The organism is Nonomuraea sp. NPDC050451 (assembly GCF_044458585.1).
On record NZ_JBITHZ010000073.1, the window covers coordinates 1 to 21,124 of the forward strand.

The 21,124-nt window shown below is 68.9% G+C and carries 20 protein-coding genes and 1 pseudogene; 8 read left to right on the top strand and 13 right to left on the bottom strand.

From position 1 onward, the window contains the following. Nucleotides 1-244 precede the first annotated feature (244 nt). The 5 genes and pseudogenes from ACIBI9_RS66210 to ACIBI9_RS66230 all read right to left on the bottom strand — a co-directional run bounded on the left by ACIBI9_RS66210 (nucleotide 245) and on the right by ACIBI9_RS66230 (nucleotide 3,498). Nucleotides 245-504: pseudogene (locus tag ACIBI9_RS66210) on the bottom strand (Tn3 family transposase). 578 nt (nucleotides 505-1,082) lie between these two features. Beyond that, nucleotides 1,083-1,526 (bottom strand): recombinase family protein, encoded by a 444-nt coding sequence (locus ACIBI9_RS66215; protein ID WP_397239084.1) that lies wholly within the window; start codon nucleotides 1,524-1,526, stop codon nucleotides 1,083-1,085. Nucleotides 1,527-1,703: 177 nt separating this feature from the next. Further along, entirely contained in the window at nucleotides 1,704-2,291 is a 588-nt protein-coding gene (locus tag ACIBI9_RS66220) for a dihydrofolate reductase family protein (protein WP_397239086.1), read from the bottom strand. Nucleotides 2,292-2,295: 4 nt separating this feature from the next. Beyond that, on the bottom strand, nucleotides 2,296-2,898 hold the full coding sequence (locus ACIBI9_RS66225; protein ID WP_397239088.1) for a dihydrofolate reductase family protein: 603 nt from the start codon (nucleotides 2,896-2,898) through the stop codon (nucleotides 2,296-2,298). Nucleotides 2,899-2,940: 42 nt separating this feature from the next. Continuing rightward, the gene (locus ACIBI9_RS66230; protein ID WP_397239090.1) at nucleotides 2,941-3,498 is read right to left on the bottom strand and encodes a YceI family protein; all 558 of its coding nucleotides are present in this window, start codon (nucleotides 3,496-3,498) and stop codon (nucleotides 2,941-2,943) included. 133 nt (nucleotides 3,499-3,631) lie between these two features. Between ACIBI9_RS66230 and ACIBI9_RS66235 the strand changes: the two genes are divergently transcribed. Next, entirely contained in the window at nucleotides 3,632-4,753 is a 1,122-nt protein-coding gene (locus ACIBI9_RS66235; protein ID WP_397239092.1) for a LuxR C-terminal-related transcriptional regulator, read from the top strand. 566 nt (nucleotides 4,754-5,319) lie between these two features. On the opposite strand, the gene ACIBI9_RS66240 is transcribed toward ACIBI9_RS66235, so the two are convergent. The 5 genes from ACIBI9_RS66240 to ACIBI9_RS66260 form a co-directional block, all read right to left on the bottom strand. Beyond that, nucleotides 5,320-6,372 (bottom strand): hypothetical protein, encoded by a 1,053-nt coding sequence (locus ACIBI9_RS66240; protein WP_397239094.1) that lies wholly within the window; start codon nucleotides 6,370-6,372, stop codon nucleotides 5,320-5,322. Nucleotides 6,373-6,884: 512 nt separating this feature from the next. Then, complete coding sequence (locus tag ACIBI9_RS66245; protein ID WP_397239096.1) at nucleotides 6,885-7,391, bottom strand: hypothetical protein; 507 nt, start codon at nucleotides 7,389-7,391, stop codon at nucleotides 6,885-6,887. A 373-nt stretch (nucleotides 7,392-7,764) separates the two neighbouring features. Beyond that, nucleotides 7,765-8,022 (bottom strand): dihydrofolate reductase family protein, encoded by a 258-nt coding sequence (locus ACIBI9_RS66250; protein WP_397239097.1) that lies wholly within the window; start codon nucleotides 8,020-8,022, stop codon nucleotides 7,765-7,767. Nucleotides 8,023-8,317: 295 nt separating this feature from the next. Then, nucleotides 8,318-9,055 (bottom strand): phosphotransferase family protein, encoded by a 738-nt coding sequence (locus tag ACIBI9_RS66255; protein WP_397239099.1) that lies wholly within the window; start codon nucleotides 9,053-9,055, stop codon nucleotides 8,318-8,320. A gap of 31 nt (nucleotides 9,056-9,086) precedes the next feature. Beyond that, the gene (locus tag ACIBI9_RS66260; protein ID WP_397239101.1) at nucleotides 9,087-9,551 is read right to left on the bottom strand and encodes a hypothetical protein; all 465 of its coding nucleotides are present in this window, start codon (nucleotides 9,549-9,551) and stop codon (nucleotides 9,087-9,089) included. Nucleotides 9,552-9,820: 269 nt separating this feature from the next. Between ACIBI9_RS66260 and ACIBI9_RS66265 the strand changes: the two genes are divergently transcribed. Next, a complete protein-coding gene (locus tag ACIBI9_RS66265) occupies nucleotides 9,821-10,909 on the top strand; it encodes a M20 family metallopeptidase (RefSeq protein WP_397239103.1) in 1,089 nt (362 codons plus the stop codon). Here the strand turns inward: ACIBI9_RS66265 and ACIBI9_RS66270 are convergent. Then, nucleotides 10,850-11,659 (bottom strand): TetR/AcrR family transcriptional regulator, encoded by an 810-nt coding sequence (locus tag ACIBI9_RS66270; protein WP_397239105.1) that lies wholly within the window; start codon nucleotides 11,657-11,659, stop codon nucleotides 10,850-10,852. The two genes, ACIBI9_RS66265 and ACIBI9_RS66270, sit on opposite strands and share 60 nt — an antisense overlap. 132 nt (nucleotides 11,660-11,791) lie before the next feature. On the opposite strand from ACIBI9_RS66270, the gene ACIBI9_RS66275 reads away from it, so the two are divergent. The 6 genes from ACIBI9_RS66275 to ACIBI9_RS66300 are packed head-to-tail and all read left to right on the top strand — an operon-like array spanning nucleotide 11,792 to nucleotide 19,077. Next, complete coding sequence (locus tag ACIBI9_RS66275; RefSeq protein ID WP_397239107.1) at nucleotides 11,792-13,477, top strand: ABC transporter substrate-binding protein; 1,686 nt, start codon at nucleotides 11,792-11,794, stop codon at nucleotides 13,475-13,477. 7 nt (nucleotides 13,478-13,484) lie between these two features. Continuing rightward, nucleotides 13,485-14,450: an ABC transporter permease gene (locus ACIBI9_RS66280; protein WP_397239109.1), complete on the top strand. Its 966-nt coding sequence runs from the start codon at nucleotides 13,485-13,487 to the stop codon at nucleotides 14,448-14,450. Next, nucleotides 14,447-15,316, top strand: a complete 870-nt coding sequence (locus tag ACIBI9_RS66285; protein ID WP_397239111.1) for an ABC transporter permease — start codon at nucleotides 14,447-14,449, stop codon at nucleotides 15,314-15,316. Before ACIBI9_RS66280 ends, ACIBI9_RS66285 begins: the two co-directional genes overlap by 4 nt. After that, on the top strand, nucleotides 15,313-16,293 hold the full coding sequence (locus tag ACIBI9_RS66290) for an ABC transporter ATP-binding protein (RefSeq protein ID WP_397239113.1): 981 nt from the start codon (nucleotides 15,313-15,315) through the stop codon (nucleotides 16,291-16,293). The genes ACIBI9_RS66285 and ACIBI9_RS66290 overlap by 4 nt, the downstream gene beginning before the upstream one ends. Further along, nucleotides 16,290-17,258 carry an ABC transporter ATP-binding protein gene (locus ACIBI9_RS66295; RefSeq protein ID WP_397239115.1) on the top strand — a complete coding sequence of 323 codons (969 nt, stop codon included), beginning with the start codon at nucleotides 16,290-16,292 and terminating at the stop codon, nucleotides 17,256-17,258. Before ACIBI9_RS66290 ends, ACIBI9_RS66295 begins: the two co-directional genes overlap by 4 nt. Then, nucleotides 17,248-19,077, top strand: a complete 1,830-nt coding sequence (locus tag ACIBI9_RS66300; RefSeq protein WP_397239117.1) for a S9 family peptidase — start codon at nucleotides 17,248-17,250, stop codon at nucleotides 19,075-19,077. Before ACIBI9_RS66295 ends, ACIBI9_RS66300 begins: the two co-directional genes overlap by 11 nt. A gap of 87 nt (nucleotides 19,078-19,164) precedes the next feature. Here ACIBI9_RS66300 and ACIBI9_RS66305 read toward each other — a convergent pair whose 3' ends face one another. Continuing rightward, complete coding sequence (locus ACIBI9_RS66305) at nucleotides 19,165-20,055, bottom strand: alpha/beta fold hydrolase (RefSeq protein WP_397239119.1); 891 nt, start codon at nucleotides 20,053-20,055, stop codon at nucleotides 19,165-19,167. Nucleotides 20,056-20,063: 8 nt separating this feature from the next. After that, nucleotides 20,064-21,092, bottom strand: coding sequence for a tartrate dehydrogenase (locus ACIBI9_RS66310; protein ID WP_397239121.1), 1,029 nt, complete (start codon nucleotides 21,090-21,092; stop codon nucleotides 20,064-20,066). Between the last annotated feature and the right edge of the window lie 32 nt (nucleotides 21,093-21,124).

Genomic DNA, 21,124 nt, shown 5'->3' on the forward strand with positions numbered 1-21,124 from the left:
AAATCGCCTACGCCCGGTCGCTGGGCAAGCCCGTGCGGTTCACGCACCCCGAAGTCGACCCCGACGCCTGACCGCCCACCCCCACACCCTCCGCATCATCTAGATGGACATCCGTGGGATCAGGCCGCCTCGGCCAGCACGTCATGCAGCCGGGTGAAGTCGATGTCCAGTCGAGGCTCATACGCCTCCGGGGTGATGCCGAGCTCGTGGGTGAAGTACTCGCCGAAGCGCATGATGTGCTCGGTCAGGTAGGGGGAACCTCGGCCAGGTCTTCTGGCTCGATCTTCCAGCCTTCGGCCTGCAGTTGCCGGACGACGTCGGCGATGTCAAGCGTGTGGTGGAAGATCACGCAGTTGGTGAGCAGCGAGTTGAACTTCATGGCCTTCTCCTGCTCAATGGGGTCGTTGTCGGCTCGGCGAAGCCGTTGTGGGCCTCGACCTTGTCGGTCGCCGCGGTCACCCGCCGGCGCAGCGGGGCGTCCGACAGGTATCGCAGCAGTTGCACGGTTCTGACACGCGCCCGACCTCGCGGAAGGCGGCGTAGTGCGCGTTTTTCGGGAACCGGAGCGCAGCCGACGCAGCAGGAAGGTGGAGGAGATGGCGTTGTCCCGGATGGAGATCGCCACCCGCAGCCAGCAGAAGGCCAGGTCCCTCCAGTTGCGGATGCGCGGCATCAGCTCAAACCCCAGTAGGCCCTCCGCTCGGGTCCGTGCTACCAGCCCCAGAGTAGAAGCGTCGTCCCAGGTCACAGCAGGTGACCGGGACGCAGCTCGGGTGCGGGTTTCGCTCAGGACGATCGGGAATGAGTCCGGCGGTCGCAGCCGTGATAACGCTCTGCTCCAAATCTCTCTGCGGGCCGTGCCGCAAGCACGGTCACACCGACACCCGCCGTGCCCGCCTGGGCCAAGCGGCTGGCCGCCCCGACAGCCAGACTCCCGTCCGCGCCAAGGCCGCGATCGACCGGCTCATCGCACGCCGCGACGTCGGCGTCCGGGAGAAAACTCTGTACCGGCTCCTGTACGAGACCGCCGCCCGGGCCGAGGAAATCCTCACCCTCAACATCGAGGACCTGGACCTGACTGTCTACTGGGACGCCGGCGCCGCCCGGCTGCTGCCTCGCCTGCTCAAACGCCGCACCCGGAGCCCCGTCTTCGTCACCCACCCCGGAAGCCATCGCCGGGACCAGCAGCTTGGTCGCCCCTCGAACCAGGGGTTGACCTGCCTCGACTCGGTCAGCCAAGATCGCGAGTTGCGCTTACCGTGGCTACACGCCAATTCGGCCAGGGCGGCGAAGACGTGGAAGATGAGACGGCCGCCGGCGGTGGTGGTGTCGAGGTTCTCGTGCAGCGAGGTGAAGCCGATCTCGCGCTTGCGGAGGTCGCCGACCATGGTGATGAGGTCGGCCAGGGAGCGGCCGTAGCGGTCCAGGCTGGGCACGACCAGGGTGTCGCCTTCGGTCAGGAACGCGTGGCAGGCCGCCGGCTCGGGCCGCTCTGCGGTCTTGCCGGACTTCTTGTCGGCGAACACCTTCCGGCAAGTGGATGATCCGGGACGCCTACGGCTACCACACCTTCGATGACACCGACAATTGGGAGGGTCGGCAGCTGGCGCGGCGGTTCCGGACGTGCCGGAATTGCAGGCTTCGGGTGGTCAGGCCCGGCCGCCGGTCGGTGGCCGCGCTCTGATCGGGAGGGACTTCGCGGGTCACGGGCGGCGGATGCGGTAGCGCAGGTGCGTGACGCGCTGTGTGAGTTCCTCGACCTGCGGCGTGGTCAACCGGCGGACCGGGTCGAGTTCGATGTGCTCGGCCGGCAGGTCGTCGAACAGCCGGCGTCCCTGCCCGAGCAGCACCGGTACGACGTGTAGTTCGAGCTCGTCGAGCTGCCCTGCCCGCAGCAGCGCCTGCGCCGCCCCGGCACCGTGCACCATCACGTCGCCGTCCCCGGCCGCCGCGCGGGCCTGTGCGGCGCACTCGCGGACGTCGGTGACGTAGCGGACGCTGCCCGGCGGCGGGTCGTCCGGGACGTCGTGGGTCAGGACGAAGACGGGGACGCCGTCGTGATGGTCGCCCTGCCAGCGGTCGGCGTGCTCGTAGGTGCGGCGGCCGGCGATGACGGCGCGGGTGGCCAGCACCTCGGCGTACACCTGTCCGCTGGGTCCCGGGGCGTTGCGCCGGTCGAGCCAGTTGAAAAGGCGGAACCCGCCGATTCCCATCGGGGTGTCCGGGCTGTCCTGCGGCCCGGTGACGTAACCGTCCAGGGACATGGTCATGTACAGCCGGATGAGCGCCATCGCCTCAGCCCTCCGTCCTCACGCGGTAGCGCAGGTGCGCCACGCCCTGCCCGTCCGCGGCACGGAGCAGTTCGAGCTCGATGTGGTCGGGCGGCATGTCCTCGAAGAGCGGTTCACCCTGTCCGATCAGGACCGGGACCAGGTGAATCTGCAGCTCGTCGAGGACGCCGGCGGCAAGTGCCAGCTGAGCGGTACGGGCTCCGTGGACCAGTACGTCCTTGTCGCCTGCCACGTCCTTGGCCATGTTCATCGCGGCCGTTACGTCGCTCACATAGGTGACCCCGGGCCATCGCAGCTCGGGATCGGGCTGATGGCGGCTCAGGACGAAGATCGGCACGCCATCGTGGTGGTCGCCGCCCCAGCCGTCGGCGAGCTCGAACGTCCGCCGGCCGACGACGACCGCCCCGGTGGCCATGACCTCGTCCATGACCTCACGGTTCGCGCCCGTCAGGTGGTCGAGGTCTCTCCTGTGATCGGCGTCGGCATCCGGCAGAAACCACTCATGCAGCCGATGCCCTTTGTCACCGAGCCCGTTGCCCGGCGCCGCGTTCGGCCCGGCGATGAACCCGTCCACCGACATCGACATGTACAGCACAGTCTTACTCACGTTTCCGGTCCTTTCAGTACGTCCAACGGGGTGCCACGAGAGTCACCGCGGGTCCGATTCGGTGGTCGTGAACTCGATCTCGATGGCGATCTCGATGGTGTCGGCGACCACGACGTTGCCGGCGCCGAAGCCGAGCTGGATGTCGACGCCGAACGCGGCACGGCTGATGGTGGTGGTCGCCGAGAACCCGGTCCGCTTCGCGCCGGACGGGTCGTCGACGACGCCGAGGAACTCGGCCTCCATCTCAACGGTCCTGGTGACACCGTGCAGGGTCAACTCGCCCACCAGGATGAAGGTCTCGCCGTCGAAGCCGCGGACCTCGGTCGAGGTGAACTCGATCTGCGGGTACTTCTCCACGTCCAGGAAATCGGCCGACCGGATGTGCTGGTCGCGCTGTTCGTTGCCGGTGCGCACCGAGGCGGGGTCGATGAGGGCGGTCACCCGGCCGCCGCCCTCGCCGACGCTCAGCGCCGCCGAGGCGAGCGCGAACTCCCCCCTGACCTTGCCGACGCCCATGTGGCGGACCTTGAACGAGATGTCGGAATGAACGGGATCGCCGACCCAGGCGCCGGCGGCGAGGGTACTGTCGACGGTGATCATGGCGTGGAGCTCCCTTTGTGCGGCCCGGCCTGCCCGGGCGAATACTGATATGCGCCCAGCATGCGAGATCGTCCAGCCGGGTTGAATCCCAGATTTCTGGGATGATGCCGCCGATCGTCATAAGATCCCGATCGTGGTCAACGCGACGGCGGCGCATGCGCGCGTCCGCGAAGAAATCGTCAGGCTGGCTCACCGAGGGTTGTCCGTGCCGGAGTTCTCGCGGGCCGTCGGCGATGCCTTGGCCCGGGCCGTGCCCGCCGAAGGCACCTGCCTGATGACGACCGACCCGGCGACCATGCTCCCGACCGCCGAGTTCGTGGAGAACGGCCTGCCCGCGGCAGAGCTGCTCCGGCTCGTGGAGATCGAGGTGCGTGAGCCGGACTTCAACACGTGGGTACAGCTCGCCCATGCCGGCCGCCCGGCCGCCAGTCTGAGCGAAGCCACCGCCGGTGACCTCGACCGTAGCCTGCGCCAGCGGGAGATCCGTCGCCCCGGGGGATTCTCCGATGAGTTGCGGGTGGTGCTCGCCGGCAGCACGGGGACATGGGGGCAGCTGACCGTGTTCCGGGAGGCGAAGCGTCCGTACTTCTCCTTGGCCGAGGTGGAGTTCGCATCGTCGATCGCCCCCCTGATCACCGATGGACTACGGCGCGGCCTGTTGCTCGGTGGCGCACAGGCCGGTGACGACGACGTCGGTCTGCTGATCCTCGACGCCGATGACGGCGTGCGCATGTCCAACAAGGCAGCGGATCGGTGGCTGGACGAGCTGGGCACCGGTGACAGAGCGGGCGCTCGGCTGCCGCTGGTGATCTCCGCTGTCGCCCGCCAGGCCCGTTCCCTCTGCGGCCCGGCAACGGGTGCGGCACCTGTGCCGACCGATCTCCGGCCGGCCAGGGCCCGAGCGCGCACCCGGGCCGGTCAGTGGCTGATCGTCCGAGGCTCGCTGCTGAATGACGGTCCGGAACCGCAGGTCGCGGTGATGCTGGAAGTCGCTCGCCCCGCCGAGATGGCGCCCCTGATGGTCGATGCCTACGGCTTCACCGACAGCGAGCGCCGGGTCACCGAGCTGGTGGCCAAGGGCTTGTCCACCAAGCAGATCGCCGGCCGGCTGCACGTGTCGTCGTACACCGTGCAGGACCACCTGAAGTCGATCTTCGCCAAGTCGGGCACCGGTTCACGCGGCGACCTGATCGCCCGGCTCTTCCTCGACCACCATGCCGCCTCCTTGACGTCGGGAGCCGCGGCACACACGTGAAGGCCTCTGAAGGAGGCCGCGGTCATCCTCAACGCCCGCACCGAACCGGACCCGAATGAGACGGGACGCGTCATCTCAGATGGCGGCCGGTGGGGCCATCCTTACCGACGGGCCGCCTTCTGCCGAGCTCGAGCCAGGCGCTGGCGTCCGCTCACCCAGCGCCGCTAACGCCAAGACGACACCCGCAAGCAGCGCCGCCACCTGCGCGACCAAGCCGAACCCCTCCCCCAGGCCGCCGGGAAGCCGGCCCTCGACCTGCACGCGGAAGACCTCGCCCCGCCCACCCAGCAGACCGGCCGTCGCTGTCGATCGAACGGCCGGTGCCAACTGGGACGAGATCGCCGCAGTTCTGGATGTCAGCCCTGGCACCGCCACCCGCCGCTACCGCACCTGAACAGCGGGCCGCCACGCGGCTCAGTCGAGAAGGAACGGGCCGCCGAGAGTGACCTCGGGCTGGCTCCAGCGGGTTGAGGGCTTTCCAGATTCAGCACCAGGCGGCCGACCTGCCCGCGAAGGGCAGGCTCGCCCCCGGCAGGGCGACGGTTGGCCTCTCCCTGGTGTTAAGTTCACCCCCGTTTCGGCCCGTCAGGCCCGTGGACGTGACCGGAGGCGTCCAAGAGCGGCGCCCCCTGTCCGGTGCTGACCTCGTCGTGGATGAAGGGCAGGTAGCCCCCCAAAAACATTCCATCTTCCAGCAGTTCTTCAAGTTGTCCCCGCTCGAGCTCCGTCGGAATGGGCGGGACCTCAGTGTTCAGGGCACGGGGGCCGATGAGCGTCAAGATGCTGCCGCGGGTGCCCGCTGCCGGCAGGGCTTCAGCCCAAGCCGCGGAGATGTCGAGCGGCCCCAGGTAGAGGTGGCCGGGTGGCTCATCTTCCTTGAACGGTTCGGCGACTCGTATGGCTATCCAGTTGGGAGCGAGGCTGTTCTGATGCCCCCGCACGAGTCGTAGCGACCAGCCGGGTTTGACTGCTGCCTCCGTGAAGCGTTCGCCGAATCCGGCGGGGAGCCAGAAAACCCGCTCCAACTCCGACAGCCACCGTGCCGCACCACGACCGCGATCCTCGGTCACCTCGATGGCGATCAGCAGGGCCGGTTCGGGAGCGCCATGCGGGTCGAGGCCGAGATCGGGCGGCAGCATGACCGGCCGGGGAGCGATGGCGAACGTGCCTTCCAACAGAGACTGGTCGCGCAAACACATCGCTGTATGAGCAGGCGCGTACGAGAGGTCTCTCTGGTTCACCCATAGCAGCTTGGACGGCGCGCAGCGGGCGTGGTTGCGGCGGAGTTCGAGCAGCTTGGTCGCTGGGCTGAGGTCGGGGTCGTAGCTGGCGACGACGAGTTGGACGGTGATGTCCTCGGCGCCGGCGTCACCAGGGTTTCCGCAGGTGTGGCACTCGGATACCCGGTTGTGCATGCCGGCGAGCAAGAACTCTTTGTCCTCGGCCTCCTCGTGCGGGATACCCCGCCGCCCCTCCCCCGCGAGGAATCGCTCCACGTCGTCGGCGAAGATGAAGCGACGGCCATCACGAATGGCCGTGAGGGCCTCTTGGTACTTCTCGCCCGTACGCTTGATGCGGTCGCGGACCTCGCGGCCGAGATCGCGGTTGTCGTGCGGCATGTCTCATCCCACTCCGGCGGCTGGCCGTCCACGCCTGGCCCCGCCTGGTTGAGATCCGCAGACGCGCGTTGGCGCCAAGCTCAATGGAACGGGGATAATCGCTCGTCGTCATCGCCACTACCCTGGGGTGGTGTGTCGTCCCCGCGTGGTGGGACAGCCCAGAGTCCCCGCGTACGGGGGCTGGAGCGCCAGCACCTGCAACCTACACCAGCGGCGAACGCGCATGCACGCAGAGACCGGAGAGAGCGGCCTCATGCTCATCATCATGATCCGCGGCCAGCAGCCACGCGTGAGGGCGACACGCCACCGGCATGGCGCGAGAAGGCAACCAATGCCCCCATGCCTACCCCTCCTGCGGCTCCAGACTGCGTTCACGCTTCGGCGAAGCTGGATCAATTACTCGGCTGCGGGGTTCAGCAACAACCTCCAACCTGGAAACTGGGCTGATCGATCACCCACAACCAGGCATGACCGCCTGCACGGAGGCCGCAACGCTGCTCAACAGGCAGACCTCACTGCGTTCTCCACATGGCCGCAGTCTTGCTGGTGGACTTGACCACGACGGGCTTGTCCTGTGGGGCGGGCCATACCTGAATCAGGTACTCCTCAATGGGGTCGCCATCGTCTCGCGGGTCGCCGTCGTCGCGGTTGCGCCCATGGACGCGCAGCCGGTAATCCCCGGGGCCGGGCAGTTCCAGCCGCTTGGCCGGGTTCTCGTTGACGTCCGTCGTCCCGAAGTCCATGAACGCAGATCGCCAGGCAACGGACACCTCGGCGACGTCCTGCCAGCCGTCGGTGGTCAGCTGTGGGGCTTCGTCCCACAGCTCGGCGGTGACACCGATGTAGCCGATTTCCTGGCCGCACACGATGCGCGCGCCATCGCCATCGGGGTCGGCTTCGACCAGGCCCGTCGCGGTCACGTCCAGCTCAAACTCCGTCACCAGGTCTTCGCCGGTCAGGTCAATGGTTGACGCATCCACAAACACCTGAGCGGAAGCGCGGTGTATCAGAGTCGGCACAGGACTAGATCCTTTCGTCATGCGAGAGGTTGGACGGCGCGCTTCCGGACATCATTGATCATCGCCTGTATCTCCCATTAGATCAGAGCAAGCGATCATGCCAGGTGGGTACGACAAACCATCCCTACCGGAGACAGCCACCGATCAGCATCCGAAGCAGGCCCTCGGTCAGGCGCAGGTACAGCTGGTCGCTTGGTGTCGTGGCCGTGGTGCGAGGCGACGTGGAGGCATTGGCAGAGGATGCGATCTGCCTGCCGGCCAAGCAGGTGCCCTTCATCCCAGACTTCGGCGTACGGGCGGAGGGTCCGCCGACACTGATCTGGGACGACGCTCTACTTTGGGGCCCATGGCACGGACCCGGGCGGAGGTCCGATCAGACATGCAGGGTGGGCCGGTAGATGAGCTCCGGGATATGGCCGTCGAGTGTCCGGCTCTCGAGCAGCTCGAGGTCGAAGTCGCCCGCCCCCACGAGGATGGGGCTGATCCCGGTCCGTCCGGAGATAACGGGGAAGATCGTCACTTGCAGGCGGTCGACAAGGCCAGCGGCCATCAACGCCCGGTTCAGCGACAGGCTGGCCTGCGAGCGAAGCGGCACGTCCGACTCCTCCTTGAGCCGGGCGACGATGTCCACGGCGTCACCGCTCACGATGGTCGCGTCCGGCCAGCCGAACCGGGGGTATGTGCTCCTGGGCGTGAGCATGCGTGGTTTTCCCGGCAGATGGCGTCGGCGCGATACTGCGCTCGGTGTTGCAGTTCTTTCAGCGTTGTCGGCGTACGGGTTCTGCTGTAGAGACAGGTACGTATTGACGTACAAGGATCGCGAGCCCGAGGTACGGCGCGCCGCTGATCACCCGCCTGCCGGTCTTCGCGTCAACCTCTACGCCAGGTCACGGGCGCGTACTCGTGGTCGTCGGGCCCGTGCGGCCTCACATCCGGGCTCGCAGTACGTCGATCTCGCAGCCTGGCAAGGACGGGTCGAAGCCGTTCTCGATCAGCCAGCGGATCGCCAGCAGGCTTCGCAACGACCACCACGCACGGATCACGTCGAGGTCGACGTCGGTGCCGTAGCCGGCGACGACGTCGCCAAGGTGCTCCTCGTGTCCGAGCGTCAAGATGGCGAGGTCGAACAGGGCATCGCCCTGGGCCGCCTCGGACCAGTCGATCACGCCGGTGATCTCGTCACCGTCGACGAACACGTGGCTGACCTGTAGGTCGCCGTGCATGAACACCGGTGTCCACGGCCGGAGCGCAGCCTCGGCAACCCGGCGGTTGCGCGTGACCAGGTCGGCGGGAAGGACGCCGTTCGTGACGAGCCACTCGCATTCGCCGTCGAGGCGCGATGCGATCTCGTCGAGGCTCCGGCCGGGCCAGGGCGGCAGCGGCGCGTCGTGCAGCATCCGTGCGGCGGCACCCGCCGCGGCCCACGCCGCCGACGACGCGGTCGACGGCTCACCGAGTTGGCCAAGCGCCGTGCCGGGCAGGGCGGCGAGCGCGAGCACGGGCGGCTTGCGCCACAGCACCTCCGGAGTCGGGATCGGCACCATGGCCATCGCCTCGACCTCGACATCCGTGCGCGTCTGATCGACGTCGACCTTCAGGAACACATCACCGACGCGCAGGGTCGCTCGCTCGCTATGGGCGACGACGACCTCAATCTGCTCCATGCCGGCCATTATCGGGAGATGATCATCGACGTCACAACGGGTTTATCGCGTGCCACTGCCCGGCTGACCAGGTCCCCTGGCCGGCGACCTCGCGCACGACCCCGGCCGCCGACGGGCCGGACACCGCCGAACGGCGCGTCGGGGCCTCGGCACGTGGATCGTGAAGTCGAGCGGTATGCCCTCCCGGTCCGTGACCTCGACTTGCCCGAGACCGCCGATCATCGCTGTGTACGTCCAGGCGTACCTGGCTCTGCACCGGTACATGTACGCCGACAAGCGTTCGCAGCTGGTCGCGCAACACGCGCATGTTCTCCATGAGGACGGCAGCCTTCTGGCGGGTGACGCTCAGGCGTTGCCGCGTCTCCTGGATCTGCTCGCTCCAGAAGTTCGCCGACAATGAGAGGAGGTCAGGATGGCGAAGAAGCCGATCCCGGGTGGGTTGGGGCAGTTTGGGTTGCTTGCCCTTGAGCTTGCCGTTCTTCTTCGCCAGGGCCATGTTGCGGGCGAACCGCTCGAAACTAGGTCACCGTGAAGACGCTGCCGTCCCACACAGCGGCGAGGGCCTGGTCGAGGCCACCGCGGTTGCGGCAGATCTACCGCCTGCGTCGCACTCGCAGGCCACTGACCAGCATTTACCTCAACCCGCAGCCCGTTTCCGGGGGCACCCCGATGTGACCAGCACCCCGTAACGCATGGGCTGACCGGATGTATGGGTCATGCAGCTAGCCCTTGAGATAGTCAATGCACATGACTATGGTTCTGGCCATGGATCGTGCTCTGTTGTGTCAACGCCTTTCCGCCCTGGTGAGCGCCGAGTCCCCGTCCGGTCACGCCGAAGGGCTGCAACGCTGCTATGACGTGATGCGTACCTGGGGGGAGCCGCTGCTCGGCAGGCCGGCGGAGGTCGTCACGGTGAGCGGGACGCCGCATCTGCTGTGGCGTGCGCCAGGCCAGGGCGGGGTGCTACTGCTTGGCCACGCCGACACCGTGTGGCCACTCGGCACGACCGCCCGCCGCCCCTTCCGTGCCGAAGGCGGGCGCGCGTATGGTCCCGGCGTCTTCGATATGAAGGCGGGGCTGGTCACGGCGTTCGCCGCGCTCACCGAGTGCCGTGATCCCGCCTCGGTGGGCATCCTGATCACCGGCGACGAGGAGATCGGCTCGCCGACCTCGCGGGCGCTGGTCGAAGAACTGGCCGGCGCGGCGGCCGCCGTACTCGTGCTGGAGCCCAGTCAGGCGGGAGCGCTCAAGACGGCACGCAAGGGCGGCTCGTTCTACAGCGTCGACATCACCGGCAAGGCGGCCCACGCGGGACTGGAGCCGGAACGCGGGGTCAACGCGCTGCTCGAACTCGCCGCGCAGGTAGTGGCCGTGTCAGAGCTGGCCGACCCCGAGCGTGGTACGACGGTCACCCCGACGGTCGCGCGCGCGGGCACCGCCACGAACACCGTGCCCGCGCAGGCGCACCTGCGCGTGGACGTCCGCGCTTGGGAACTGGCGGAGTTGGCGCGCGTTGACGAGCGCATGCATGCGCTCGTCCCGACCGTCCCGGGAGCGGTGGTCCGGGTCGACGGCGAGATCAACCGTCCGCCGCTGGAGCCCGCGAGTTCCCGGGAACTGTACGCGGCGGCCCGCAAGGCCGCGGCGCGCCTCGGACTGCCCGATCCCCAAGAGGTCGCGGTGGGGGGAGCGTCCGACGCCAATTTCACCGGCGCACTGGGGATCCCCACGCTCGACGGCCTCGGCCCGCTGGGGGACGGCGCCCACGCGGAGCACGAGTGGGTCGACCTGGCCTCACTCACCGACCGGGCGCGACTCGTCGCCGCTCTGATCGACACGCTGACGCGCTCGTGACCGTTCGGCGCGCACCTCGATCGCGTCGAGCATCATCTCCAGGCCGACGTCGAAGGCGGACGGGCCGCCGAGGCTCGGGAGCCGGTCAGCATAGTGGGCAATAGCGGGGTACGTGTCAGCGTCGAGCTGCCGGTACTCCACCTGCCAGGCGAGCTCGTCCCTGCGCCACACCTCTGGGTCCAGCGCATGGACGGCCGCCTCCAGGCTCGCCACGGAACGCACGAAACTGCCGAACGCACGCTGCACGAGCGCCACCTCCTCGTCGTCGACTCCGGCCCGCCGTACAGCGTCCAGGGTGAAGTCGACGCTGGAGAATTCCGTGGGCCGTCGCGTGGTGCGCATGACCATCTGCTGGGCGAACGGCGCATAGCGGAGGTAGTGCTCGCGTACCCGCTGGGCGATGTCGCGCAAGTCGGCGCGCCAGTCGTCGGTGGGCGTGACGGTGCCGCCGTAGGAGCGGGCTCTCAGGCTGTCGACCAGTTCGAGAAGCAGTTCGTCCTTGTCCTTGAAATGGCGGTACAGCGAGGTCGGGTGGGCCTCGAGCTCGCTTCCGAGCTCCTGGAAGGTCAGCGCGTCCAGGCCGTCGCGCAAAGCGATCTTCTCGGCTGCCGCGAGGATCACCTCCCGGTTGAGGCTGTCACGCGCACGCCGTGGCCGCGCCTCCCCCTTGGAACGCTTCTCCTTCGACTGGCGTGCTGATGCCACCAAAGCCTCCCTCGTCGACCGATGAGCCACCGCCGGTGCACGCATTGTCGCACCATCTGATCGGAGTACCGGACTAAAGCATAGTCAACGCTAATGACTAGAAACATGCCTAATACCCTTGCCTGGCTTCTGACTTGCCAATACTCTCCCTCTCATCACCCCCAGAAAGGTCAGAGTATGAGCACCAGGTTCAGACTCGGAGCAATTGGGCTCGCCGCCCTCGCCCTCCTCGCGGCCTCGTGCACGAGCGGAGGCACCGGCACGGCCCTGAAGTCCGATGCCCGCCCCGCCACGGCCGCGCCGGTGCGTCAGGGAGGAAGCATCGTCATCGGCGCCGAGCAGGAACCGGACTGCACCGACTGGATCGCGAGCTGCGCCACCTCGATCTGGGGCACCTGGATCATGGACATCCCGACGATTCCACGGGTGTTCGAGCCCAGAAAGGTCGACGGCACGTGGGGGCTGGCGGCCACGAACGTCATGGCGTCAGAACCCGAGGTCGTCGCGGGGCCGCCGCAGAAGGTCACCTACCGGATCAACCCGGCGGCCGTATGGTCGGACGGCGAGCCGATCACGTCCGACGACTTCGCCTATACGGCACTGGCGATCCGCGACGGCAAGGACGTCCTGAACCGGACCGGGTACAGCCACGTCACCAAGATCGACACACCTGGTCCCAAGACGGCGGTCGTCACGTTCGACGCTCCGTACGCGAGCTGGAAGGGCCTGTTCAGCGACGGCAGCGGCCTGCTCCCCAGCCACCTGCTCAAGGGCAAGGACCGCAGCGCCCTGATGAAGGACGGCTACACCTGGAGCGGAGGCCCGTGGAAGATCGAGTCCTGGACGAAGGGCGTCTCGGTCGTCCTCGTGCCGAACGCGAACTACTGGGGCGACAAGCCCAAGCTCGACAAGGTCACCTTCCAGTTCACGGCGGACACCGCCGCGGCATTCCAGGCGTTCAAGACCGGCCAGCTCGACGCGCTCTACCCCACGCCGCAGCTCGATTCGATCGACCAGATCAAGAGCGGACTGCCCAACGCGAGCTCGATCGTCGATCCCGAGTCGGGCAACCTTGAAGCGATCTGGTTCAACAACGCCAAAGCGCCCTTCGACTCCGTGACGTTCCGCAAGGCCGTCTCGCACGCGATCGACCGCAAAGCGGTCGTCACCCGCCTGTACGGCGCGCTCGGCGTCAACGAACCCGCCCAGAGCGCGCACACCCTGCTCGTCGGCCGCTACGGGGGCACCGACTTCGCCCGATACACCCCCGACCTCGCCAAGGTCGACTCCCTGATGCGGGGCGACGGATGGGCCAAGGGATCCGACGGCATCTGGGCCAAGGCGGGAAACCGGGCGACGTTCTCCGTGAGCACGATGACCGGTAACAAGCGCCGCGAGCTGACCGAGCAGATCCTGCAGGAGCAACTGCGCGCCGCCGGCTTCGAGGTGAAGATCGACAACACCTCGGCCACGGACCTGTTCGCGAGCAAGCTTCCCAAGGGCGACTTCCAGATGGGCCTGTGGACCCTCGTCGACACCTTCCCCCAGCCCTCGCTCGAAGCGTCCTTCTCATCGAGCGCGGTTCCCACCGAAGACAACGGCTACTCCGGGCTCAACATGTCACGTATCGACCTGCCCGGCCTCGACAAGGTGCTCGACACGGCCGCGTCGTCACTCGACGAGGCCAGGCGCGTCGAGGTCTCCCGCCAGGCGGACAAGCTTCTCGCCGACTCCGCCGCCCTCCTGCCACTCGACGTGATCCCCAACATCCTGCTGTGGAACAACAAGATCGGCGGCCCGCTGGCCATCGACCCCGCGCGCGGTCCGTTCTGGAACCTCGCCCAGTGGGGCCTGGCGAGCTGAGCCGCCGATGTTCGCCTACCTCGCACGGCGGCTGCTCTACTCGGTCCCCGTCGTACTCATCGCCTCCTTCCTGCTCTTCTGGGCGGTCAGGATCGCTTTCGACCCGCTGGCCAAGCTGCGCGGCGGGCGCGACCCCGGCGCGCTCGCCCGCGCGGCGGAGCGCCTCGGCCTCGACCAGTCGATCCCCGTGCAGTACTGGCGGTGGCTCACGCAGTTCGTCACCGGCGACTGGGGAGTCAGCTCGCGTACGGCGGGCCCAGTCCACGGCCTGATCCTGCCCGCGCTCGGCACCACCCTGCAGCTGATCGTCTGGGGTGTGCTCGTCGCCGCGGTGATCGCGCTGGCCGTCGGCGTCTACTCGGCGGTCCGGCAGTACTCCGCAGGCGACCTGGCCTTCACCGGGCTGTCCTACCTCGGCGTCGCGATGCCGCCGTTCTGGCTCGGGCTGATCCTCATCCAGATCCTCGCGGCCTGGCCGCAGGAACTGCTCGGCCTGACCGATCCCCCGCTCTACTTCGTGGGCCTGCACTCCCCGGACGGCGGCGGCCCGCTCGACTACGCGCGCCATCTCGTGCTGCCCGTGCTGACGCTGACCGTGGGCCTGGTGGCGAGCTGGAGCAGGTTCACCCGGGCGACGATGCTCGACGCCCTCACCAGCGAGTACGTGCGGACCGCGCGGGCCAAGGGAGTGCCGAAGAGCCGGATCGTCACGCGGCACGCCCTGCGCACGGCGCTCGGCCCCTTCGTCAGCGTCACCGCCGTGGACGCCGGCCTGCTGTTCGGCGGGCTCGTCGTCACCGAGCAGATCTTCGCCATCCAGGGCATGGGCCGGTTGTTCCTCGACTCCCTGCTCGCGGGCGACGTGTTCGTCCTCGTGCCGTGGACGCTGGTGATCGCGGTGATCGTGATCCTGTTCAACCTGCTCGCCGACCTCGCCTACGCCGTACTCGATCCGAGAGTGAGACTCCGATGACCGCGGCGTCCTCGTCAGAACGCACCCCGTGGCAGCTGGCCCGCCGGCGGTTCCTGCGCCACCGTCCGGCCGTGGCCGGGCTCACGGTGCTCGTGCTCCTGCTGCTCGGCTGCTTCGGGGCGGACCTGATCGCCCCCTACGAGCGCGGCGCCCAGAACCTGGCGCTCGGGCCCATGCCACCGTCGGCGGCGCACTGGTTCGGCACCGACGAACTGGGCCGCGACTACCTCACCGAGCTCCTCTACGCCGGGCGGATCTCGCTGGCGATCGGCCTGTCCGTCGCCGTGCTCGCGACCGTCGCGGGCACCGCGCTGGGCGCCGTGGCGGGCTTCTTCGGCGGCTGGGCAGACGAGATCATCATGCGGATCACGGACCTGTTCATCGTCCTGCCCGCGATCGTGGTCCTGGCGGTCGTGCTCCAGGGCGCCGGCCGTTCCCCGGTCGTGATCGTCCCGGTGCTGGCGGCCATCGGCTGGACCACCGTGGCCAGGGTCGTGCGCGGCCAGGTGCTGTCACTGCGGGAGAAGGAGTACATCGCCGCGGCGACGGTGCTGGGCGTGACCAGGCCGCGCATCATCGTGCGGCACATCCTGCCCAGCCTCACCGGCGTCATCGCCGTGAGCACCTCGCTCGGCGCGGCGAGCGCGGTGATCGTCGAATCGACGCTCTCCTTCCTGGGGTACGGCGTGCAACCTCCGGAGTCCAGTTGGGGCAACCTGCTGAGCCAGGCGTCCGGGCTGATCGGCACCGGCAAGGTCTACCTGCTGTACTTCCCCGGCCTGTTCATCCTCCTGACGGCTCTGGCCATCAACTTCCTCGGCGACGGCCTCAGGGACGCCTTCGACCCGAAGGGAGCACGCCTGTGAACGCCCTGCTGGAGGTCGACGACCTCACCGTCCAACTCCCCACGGACAGCGGCACGGTCGCGGCCGTCACAGGGCTCTCGTTCTCCGTCGCGCCCGGCGAGACGCTCGGAATCGTCGGCGAGTCGGGCTCGGGCAAGAGCGTCACGTCGATGGCGGTGCTCGGGATCCTCCCCCGCCGCGCCCGGGTCACGGGGTCGATCCGGTTCCGCGGCGAGGAGCTCTTGGGCCGCTCCGAGTCCGAACTCCGCACGCTGCGGGGCAGCCGCATCGCGATGATCTTCCAGGACGCGCTGACCGCGCTCACGCCGGTGCACACCGTCGGCGCGCAGATCGCCGAGGCCATCAGCGTGCACGACCGCTCGGTCACCCGCCCCGCCCTGCGTGAGCGGGTCGTCGAGCTCCTCGACCTGGTCGGCATCCCCTCGCCCGCCAAGCGCGCGAACCAGTACCCGCACGAGCTGTCCGGCGGCATGCGGCAGCGCATCATGATCGCGATGAGCATCGCCAACGAACCGGATCTGCTCATCGCCGACGAGCCGACGACCGCCCTCGACGTGACCGTGCAGGCGCAGATCCTTGACGTGATCAGACGGATCCAGCAGCGTACGGCGACCGCGCTCATGCTGATCACCCACGACCTGGGCGTGGTGGCCGGCGTCGCCGACCGGGTGCTGGTGATGTACGCGGGCACGAAGGCCGAGGAGGCCGCCGTCGGACCGATCTTCTACGCGCCCGCCCACCCCTACACCAGGGGTTTGCTGGCCTCGCTCCCCCGGCTCGACGCCCGCCACGGCGAACGGCTCCACCAGATCCCGGGCCAGCCCTCGCGGGCGCCGGGCTGCCCGTTCCATCCGCGCTGCGAGCACGCCCGCGCCGGTCTGTGTGACACGACGGTCCCGGCGCCGGTCCGGATCGGCGATGGACACACGGCGTCCTGCCTGCGTACGGCTGAGCTGGAGGAGGTACGGCCGCGATGACGGCGCTGCAGGTCACGGACCTCGTCAAGACCTATCCGGTACACAATGGGGTGTTCCGCCGCCGGTCCGGCACCGTGCAGGCCGTCTCCGGGGTGTCGCTGCGGATCGAGCGGGGCAAGACGCTCGGGCTCGTCGGGGAGAGCGGCTGCGGGAAGTCCACGCTGGCCGCGTGCCTGGTACGGCTCGTCGAACCGACCTCGGGCCAGGTGCTTCTCGACGGCACCGACTTCACGGCGCTGCCGTCCGCCCAGTTGCGTCAGTCTCGGCGGCGCATCCAGATGGTCTTCCAGGATCCGTACGCCTCGCTCAACCCCCGCATGACCGTCCGGGCGATCCTCACCGAGGCGCTCGAGACCCACGGCCTCGATACCGGGCGCGTCCCCGAACTGCTGGATCTTGTCGGACTCGACCCACGGCACGCCGGACGGTTCCCGCACGAGTTCTCCGGAGGGCAGCGCCAGCGCGTCGGCATCGCCCGCGCGCTCGCCGTCGAGCCCGACGTGATCGTGCTGGACGAGCCGGTCAGCGCGCTGGACGTCAGTATCCAGGCCGGCGTCATCAACCTCCTGGAGGACCTCCAGGAGCAGCTCGGGCTGACCTACCTCCTGATCGCGCACGACCTGTCGGTGGTACGGCATGCCAGCGACGAGGTGGCCGTCATGTATCTCGGCCGGATCGTCGAGCAAGGACCGCCGGACGAGCTCTACCAGCGTCCCCGCCACCCCTACACCCAGGCACTGCTGTCGGCGGTGCCGATCCCCGACCCGCGGGCCGAGCGCGCCCGCCGCCGGATCATCCTGACCGGCGACGTCCCGAGCCCGACCGACCCACCGTCGGGCTGCCGCTTCCGGACCCTCTGCCCGAAGGCAAGCTCGATCTGCGCCGCCGAGGTCCCCCCGCTCGTCACCGACGCGCGGGGCCACGGCGTCGCCTGTCACAAACCGGAGTTGATCAATGTCCTCTGACGCTTGGCGCGACCGCTTCAACACTCCGATCATCCAGGACATCCGTCCTTGTCCCGGCGACCTCAACCTCGAAATGATCTACGCGGCGGGCCTCAGCGACGCCGAGGTGTCCGTCTGGAATCCGGCCACCGGCGAGACCCTGCGGGTGCCGAACCTGCCGCCACACGTCGCGACCCCGCTGCCCGCCGCGGACGGACGGTCCGTACTGGTGCTGCACGACGAGGACGGCGGCGAGGTCGGCCATCTATGGTCCTACCCGGTCGACGGCGAACCCGTCGACCTCACACCCGAGCTGCCCTCTTACACGCTTCGCGGCATCGACGTCGCACGCGACGGCTCGGCGGTCGTCATCGCGACGGTCACCGACGAGGGATTCACGCTCTACCACCTGACCGGCGCAGGCGCCCACCGGCTGTACCGCAGCAGGAACGAGGCCTGGAACAGCCTGGTCTCCGCTGACGGAGCGCTGACGAGCATCGACACCACGGACCACAACCCCGGCATCCGCCGCTTCGCCGTCACGGTGCTCGACACCTCCGACGGCGCGGTGCTGGCGTCGATCTCGGACGGGCCGCTCGCACCCGTGCGCGGGGTCCGGTTCTCGCCGGTCGCGGGGGACCCCCGGCTGCTGCTGAGCACGGAACGCACCGGGTTCGCGCGGCCCGCCGTGTGGAACCCCCTCACCGGTGCGCGGACCGACATCGAGGCACCCGAGCTGACGGGTGAACTCGTCCCGCTCGACTGGTCCGACGACGGCGCCCGGCTACTGCTCGTCCACGTCGACGGCGGCATCCACCGCGTGTACGAATACGACCTCCAGGCCGGTCGGCTGCTGCGCGTGTCCCATCCTGACGGCGCCTACTTCTTCCCTGAGGTGGCGTGCGCGGTGATCAACCAGTGGAGCTCACATTACGGGCCCGATGGTCAGATCCGGCTGCTGCGCCAGCGCGCCGACCTGCCCTTCGAGGTGCTCGCCCTGGACCGCGGCGAGAGCGAGCCGCGCAACGTCCTCGCCCCGCAGAACGTCGTGTCGGGGATCCCGCTGCGTTCGGTCACCGTCGCCTCCAAGGACGGGACCGCGCTGCAGCTGTGGGTCGCGGCGCCGGAGGGCGCGAGCGGGCCGTTGCCGCTGATCCTGCGGGTGCACGGCGGCCCGAACCTCGCCGACGTGGGCGGATACCATCCCGCCGCGCAGGCGTGGCTGGCCGAAGGCTTCGCCTACGCGTCGCTGAACTACCGGGGTTCCGTCACCTTCGGCAGGACGTTCCGCGAAGGGTTCTGGGGAGCCGTCGGTGACCGCGAGTTGGAGGACGTCGAGGCGGCCTGGCGGTGGCTGGTCGACGAGGGCATCGCCGACCCTTCGGCCGTGTTCATGACCGGTTCCTCCTACGGCGGCTTCCTGACGCTGCTCTCGCTCGGCCGGCTCCCGGACCTGTTCGCGGGCGGGTTCGCCTTCATCGCACTTGCCGACTGGAAGCTCGCCTACGAGGACATGCACCCCGCCCTGCAGGCGGCCTGGCGCGGGTTCCTGGGCGGCCGGCCCGAGCTCGCGGAGGAGCGGTTCCGGCTGAGCTCACCCATGACCTACGTCGAGGACGTGCGGGCGCCCGTGCTGATCAATCAGGGGCGTCACGACACCCGCACACCGGCCCGGCAGGCCGAGGCGTACGCGCGGCGGCTGCGCGCAGCCGGCGGTGACGTGCTGCTGCGCTTCTTCGAGGGCGGGCACGGACCCGTCGGCAACGAGGGGGTGGTGGGCAAGATCGAGCTGGAGCTGGAGCTGGCCCGCAAGGCGCTGCGCGGGGAACGCTGGTCCTGAGGGGCCCCTGGCCAGGCCCCGGTGGTCTCAGGTCCTGGCCAGGGCCAGGCCCCGGTCTCAGGTCCTGGCCAGGGCCAGGCCCCGGTCTCAGGTCCTGGCCAGGAACGCCCGCAGCTCCGCGGTTACGAGGGCCGGGGCTTCCTCCGGCAGGTAATGGTCGCTGGGCAGCGCCGTACCGCTGACGTGGTCGGCGTATTCGCGCCAGACCTTCAGGACGTCATAGTTGCGGCCGACGAAGCTGTGCTCGCCCCACAGCGCCAGCACCGGGCAGCGCACCCGCCGGCCCGCCGCCGCGTCGGCCTCATCATGCTCCAGATCGACGCCGGCCGCCGCCCGATAGTCAGCGCACGACGCGGCGATGGCGGCGGAGCCGGAGAAGCAGCGGACATACTCGCGGACCGCGGCCTCGTCATAGGCGGCGCCGCCGGAGTGCCGTGCCGTCATCCGGCTGCGGATCCAGAACTCGGGATCGTTGCCGATCAGACGCTCGGGGATGCCGTTTCCGGCGGCGAGGAAGAACCAGTGGTAGTAGCCGAGGCCGAACGCGGCGTCGGCGTGCGCGAACGTGTGCCGGGTCGGCACGATGTCCAGGACGGCGAGGGCCGCGACGGCGCCGGGGTGGTCGAGGGCCATCCGGTGGCCCACCCTCGCTCCTCTGTCGTGGCCGACCACGGCGAAGCGGTCGAACCCCAGCTCCCGCATCACACCGATCTGGTCACGGGCCATCGCCCGCTTGGAGTAGACGTCGTCGGTGACCGGCTCCGGCTTGGCGCTGTCGCCGTACCCGCGAAGGTCGGTCAGCACGACCGTGTGACGGGACGCCAGCGCCGGGGCGACGTCGTGCCAGATCAGGTGCGTCTGCGGGTAGCCGTGGAGGAGCAGCACGGGCGGCCCGTCACCCCCGACGACCGTGTGGATGGCGACGCCGTCCGCGTCGACGGTGCGGGCTTGGAACGTGCTGGGCAGCGGGACGCTCATGCTTTCCTTCAGATTGCTTCGATGATCGCGCGGGTGAGGTCTTCCGTGCGGGCCGTGCCGCCGAGGTCGGGGGTACGCACGGAGGTCCCGCTGAACACGCTTTCCAGGGCCGCCATGATGTTGTCCGAGGCCTCGGAATGCCCCAGATGGTCGAGCATCATCGCGGCCGTCCTGATCGCGCCGACCGGGTTGGCGATCCCCCTGCCCGCGATGTCCGGCGCCGACCCATGGACGGGCTCGAACATCGACGGATGCGCCCGCGTCGGGTCGAGGTTCGCGGCGGGCGCGAGGCCGATGCTGCCCGCGACGGCGGCGGCGAGGTCGGACAGGATGTCGCCGAACAGGTTGGACGCGACGATCACGTCGAATTGGGCTGGATCGAGCACCAGCTTGGCGCACAGCGCGTCGATATGCTCCGAGCGCACGCTCACGCCGGAGCGCTCGGCGACCCGTTCTGCGACGATCTCATCCCAGAACGGCATCGTGTGGATGATCCCATTCGACTTCGTCGCGGAGGTGAGCCGTCCTGTGCGCCGCTCGGCCAAGTCCAGGGCGTAGTCGACGATGCGGGTCACCCCCGGCCTGGTGAACACCGACTCCTGCACCGCCATCTCGGCCGAAGTCCCCTGATACAGGCGCCCGCCGATCTCGCTGTACTCGCCCTCGCAGTTCTCGCGTACCACCACCAGGTCGATGTCCTGCCGCCCGTCGAGCGCCCGGATCGGCCGCAGGTTCACGAACTGCTGGAAACCGCGGCGGATCGGGATCAGCAGCCCCCACAGCGACACATGGTCGGCCACGCCGGGCGCGCCGACCGCGCCCAGGAAGATCGCGTCGTGGTGGCGTATCTGGCTGAGGCCGCCGGTGGGCATCATCGCGCCCTCGGCCAGGTAACGCGCGCACGACCAGTCGAACTCGTCGTAGGTGAGGTCGATGGCGTGCCTGCGACCGATGGCGTCGAGCACGGCGCGGGCGGCGCCGCACACCTCGACGCCGATTCCGTCGCCGGGGATCACGGCGATGCGATGAGATTGCATGGCCTCGATTCCAGCAGCCCTGCCACGTCGCG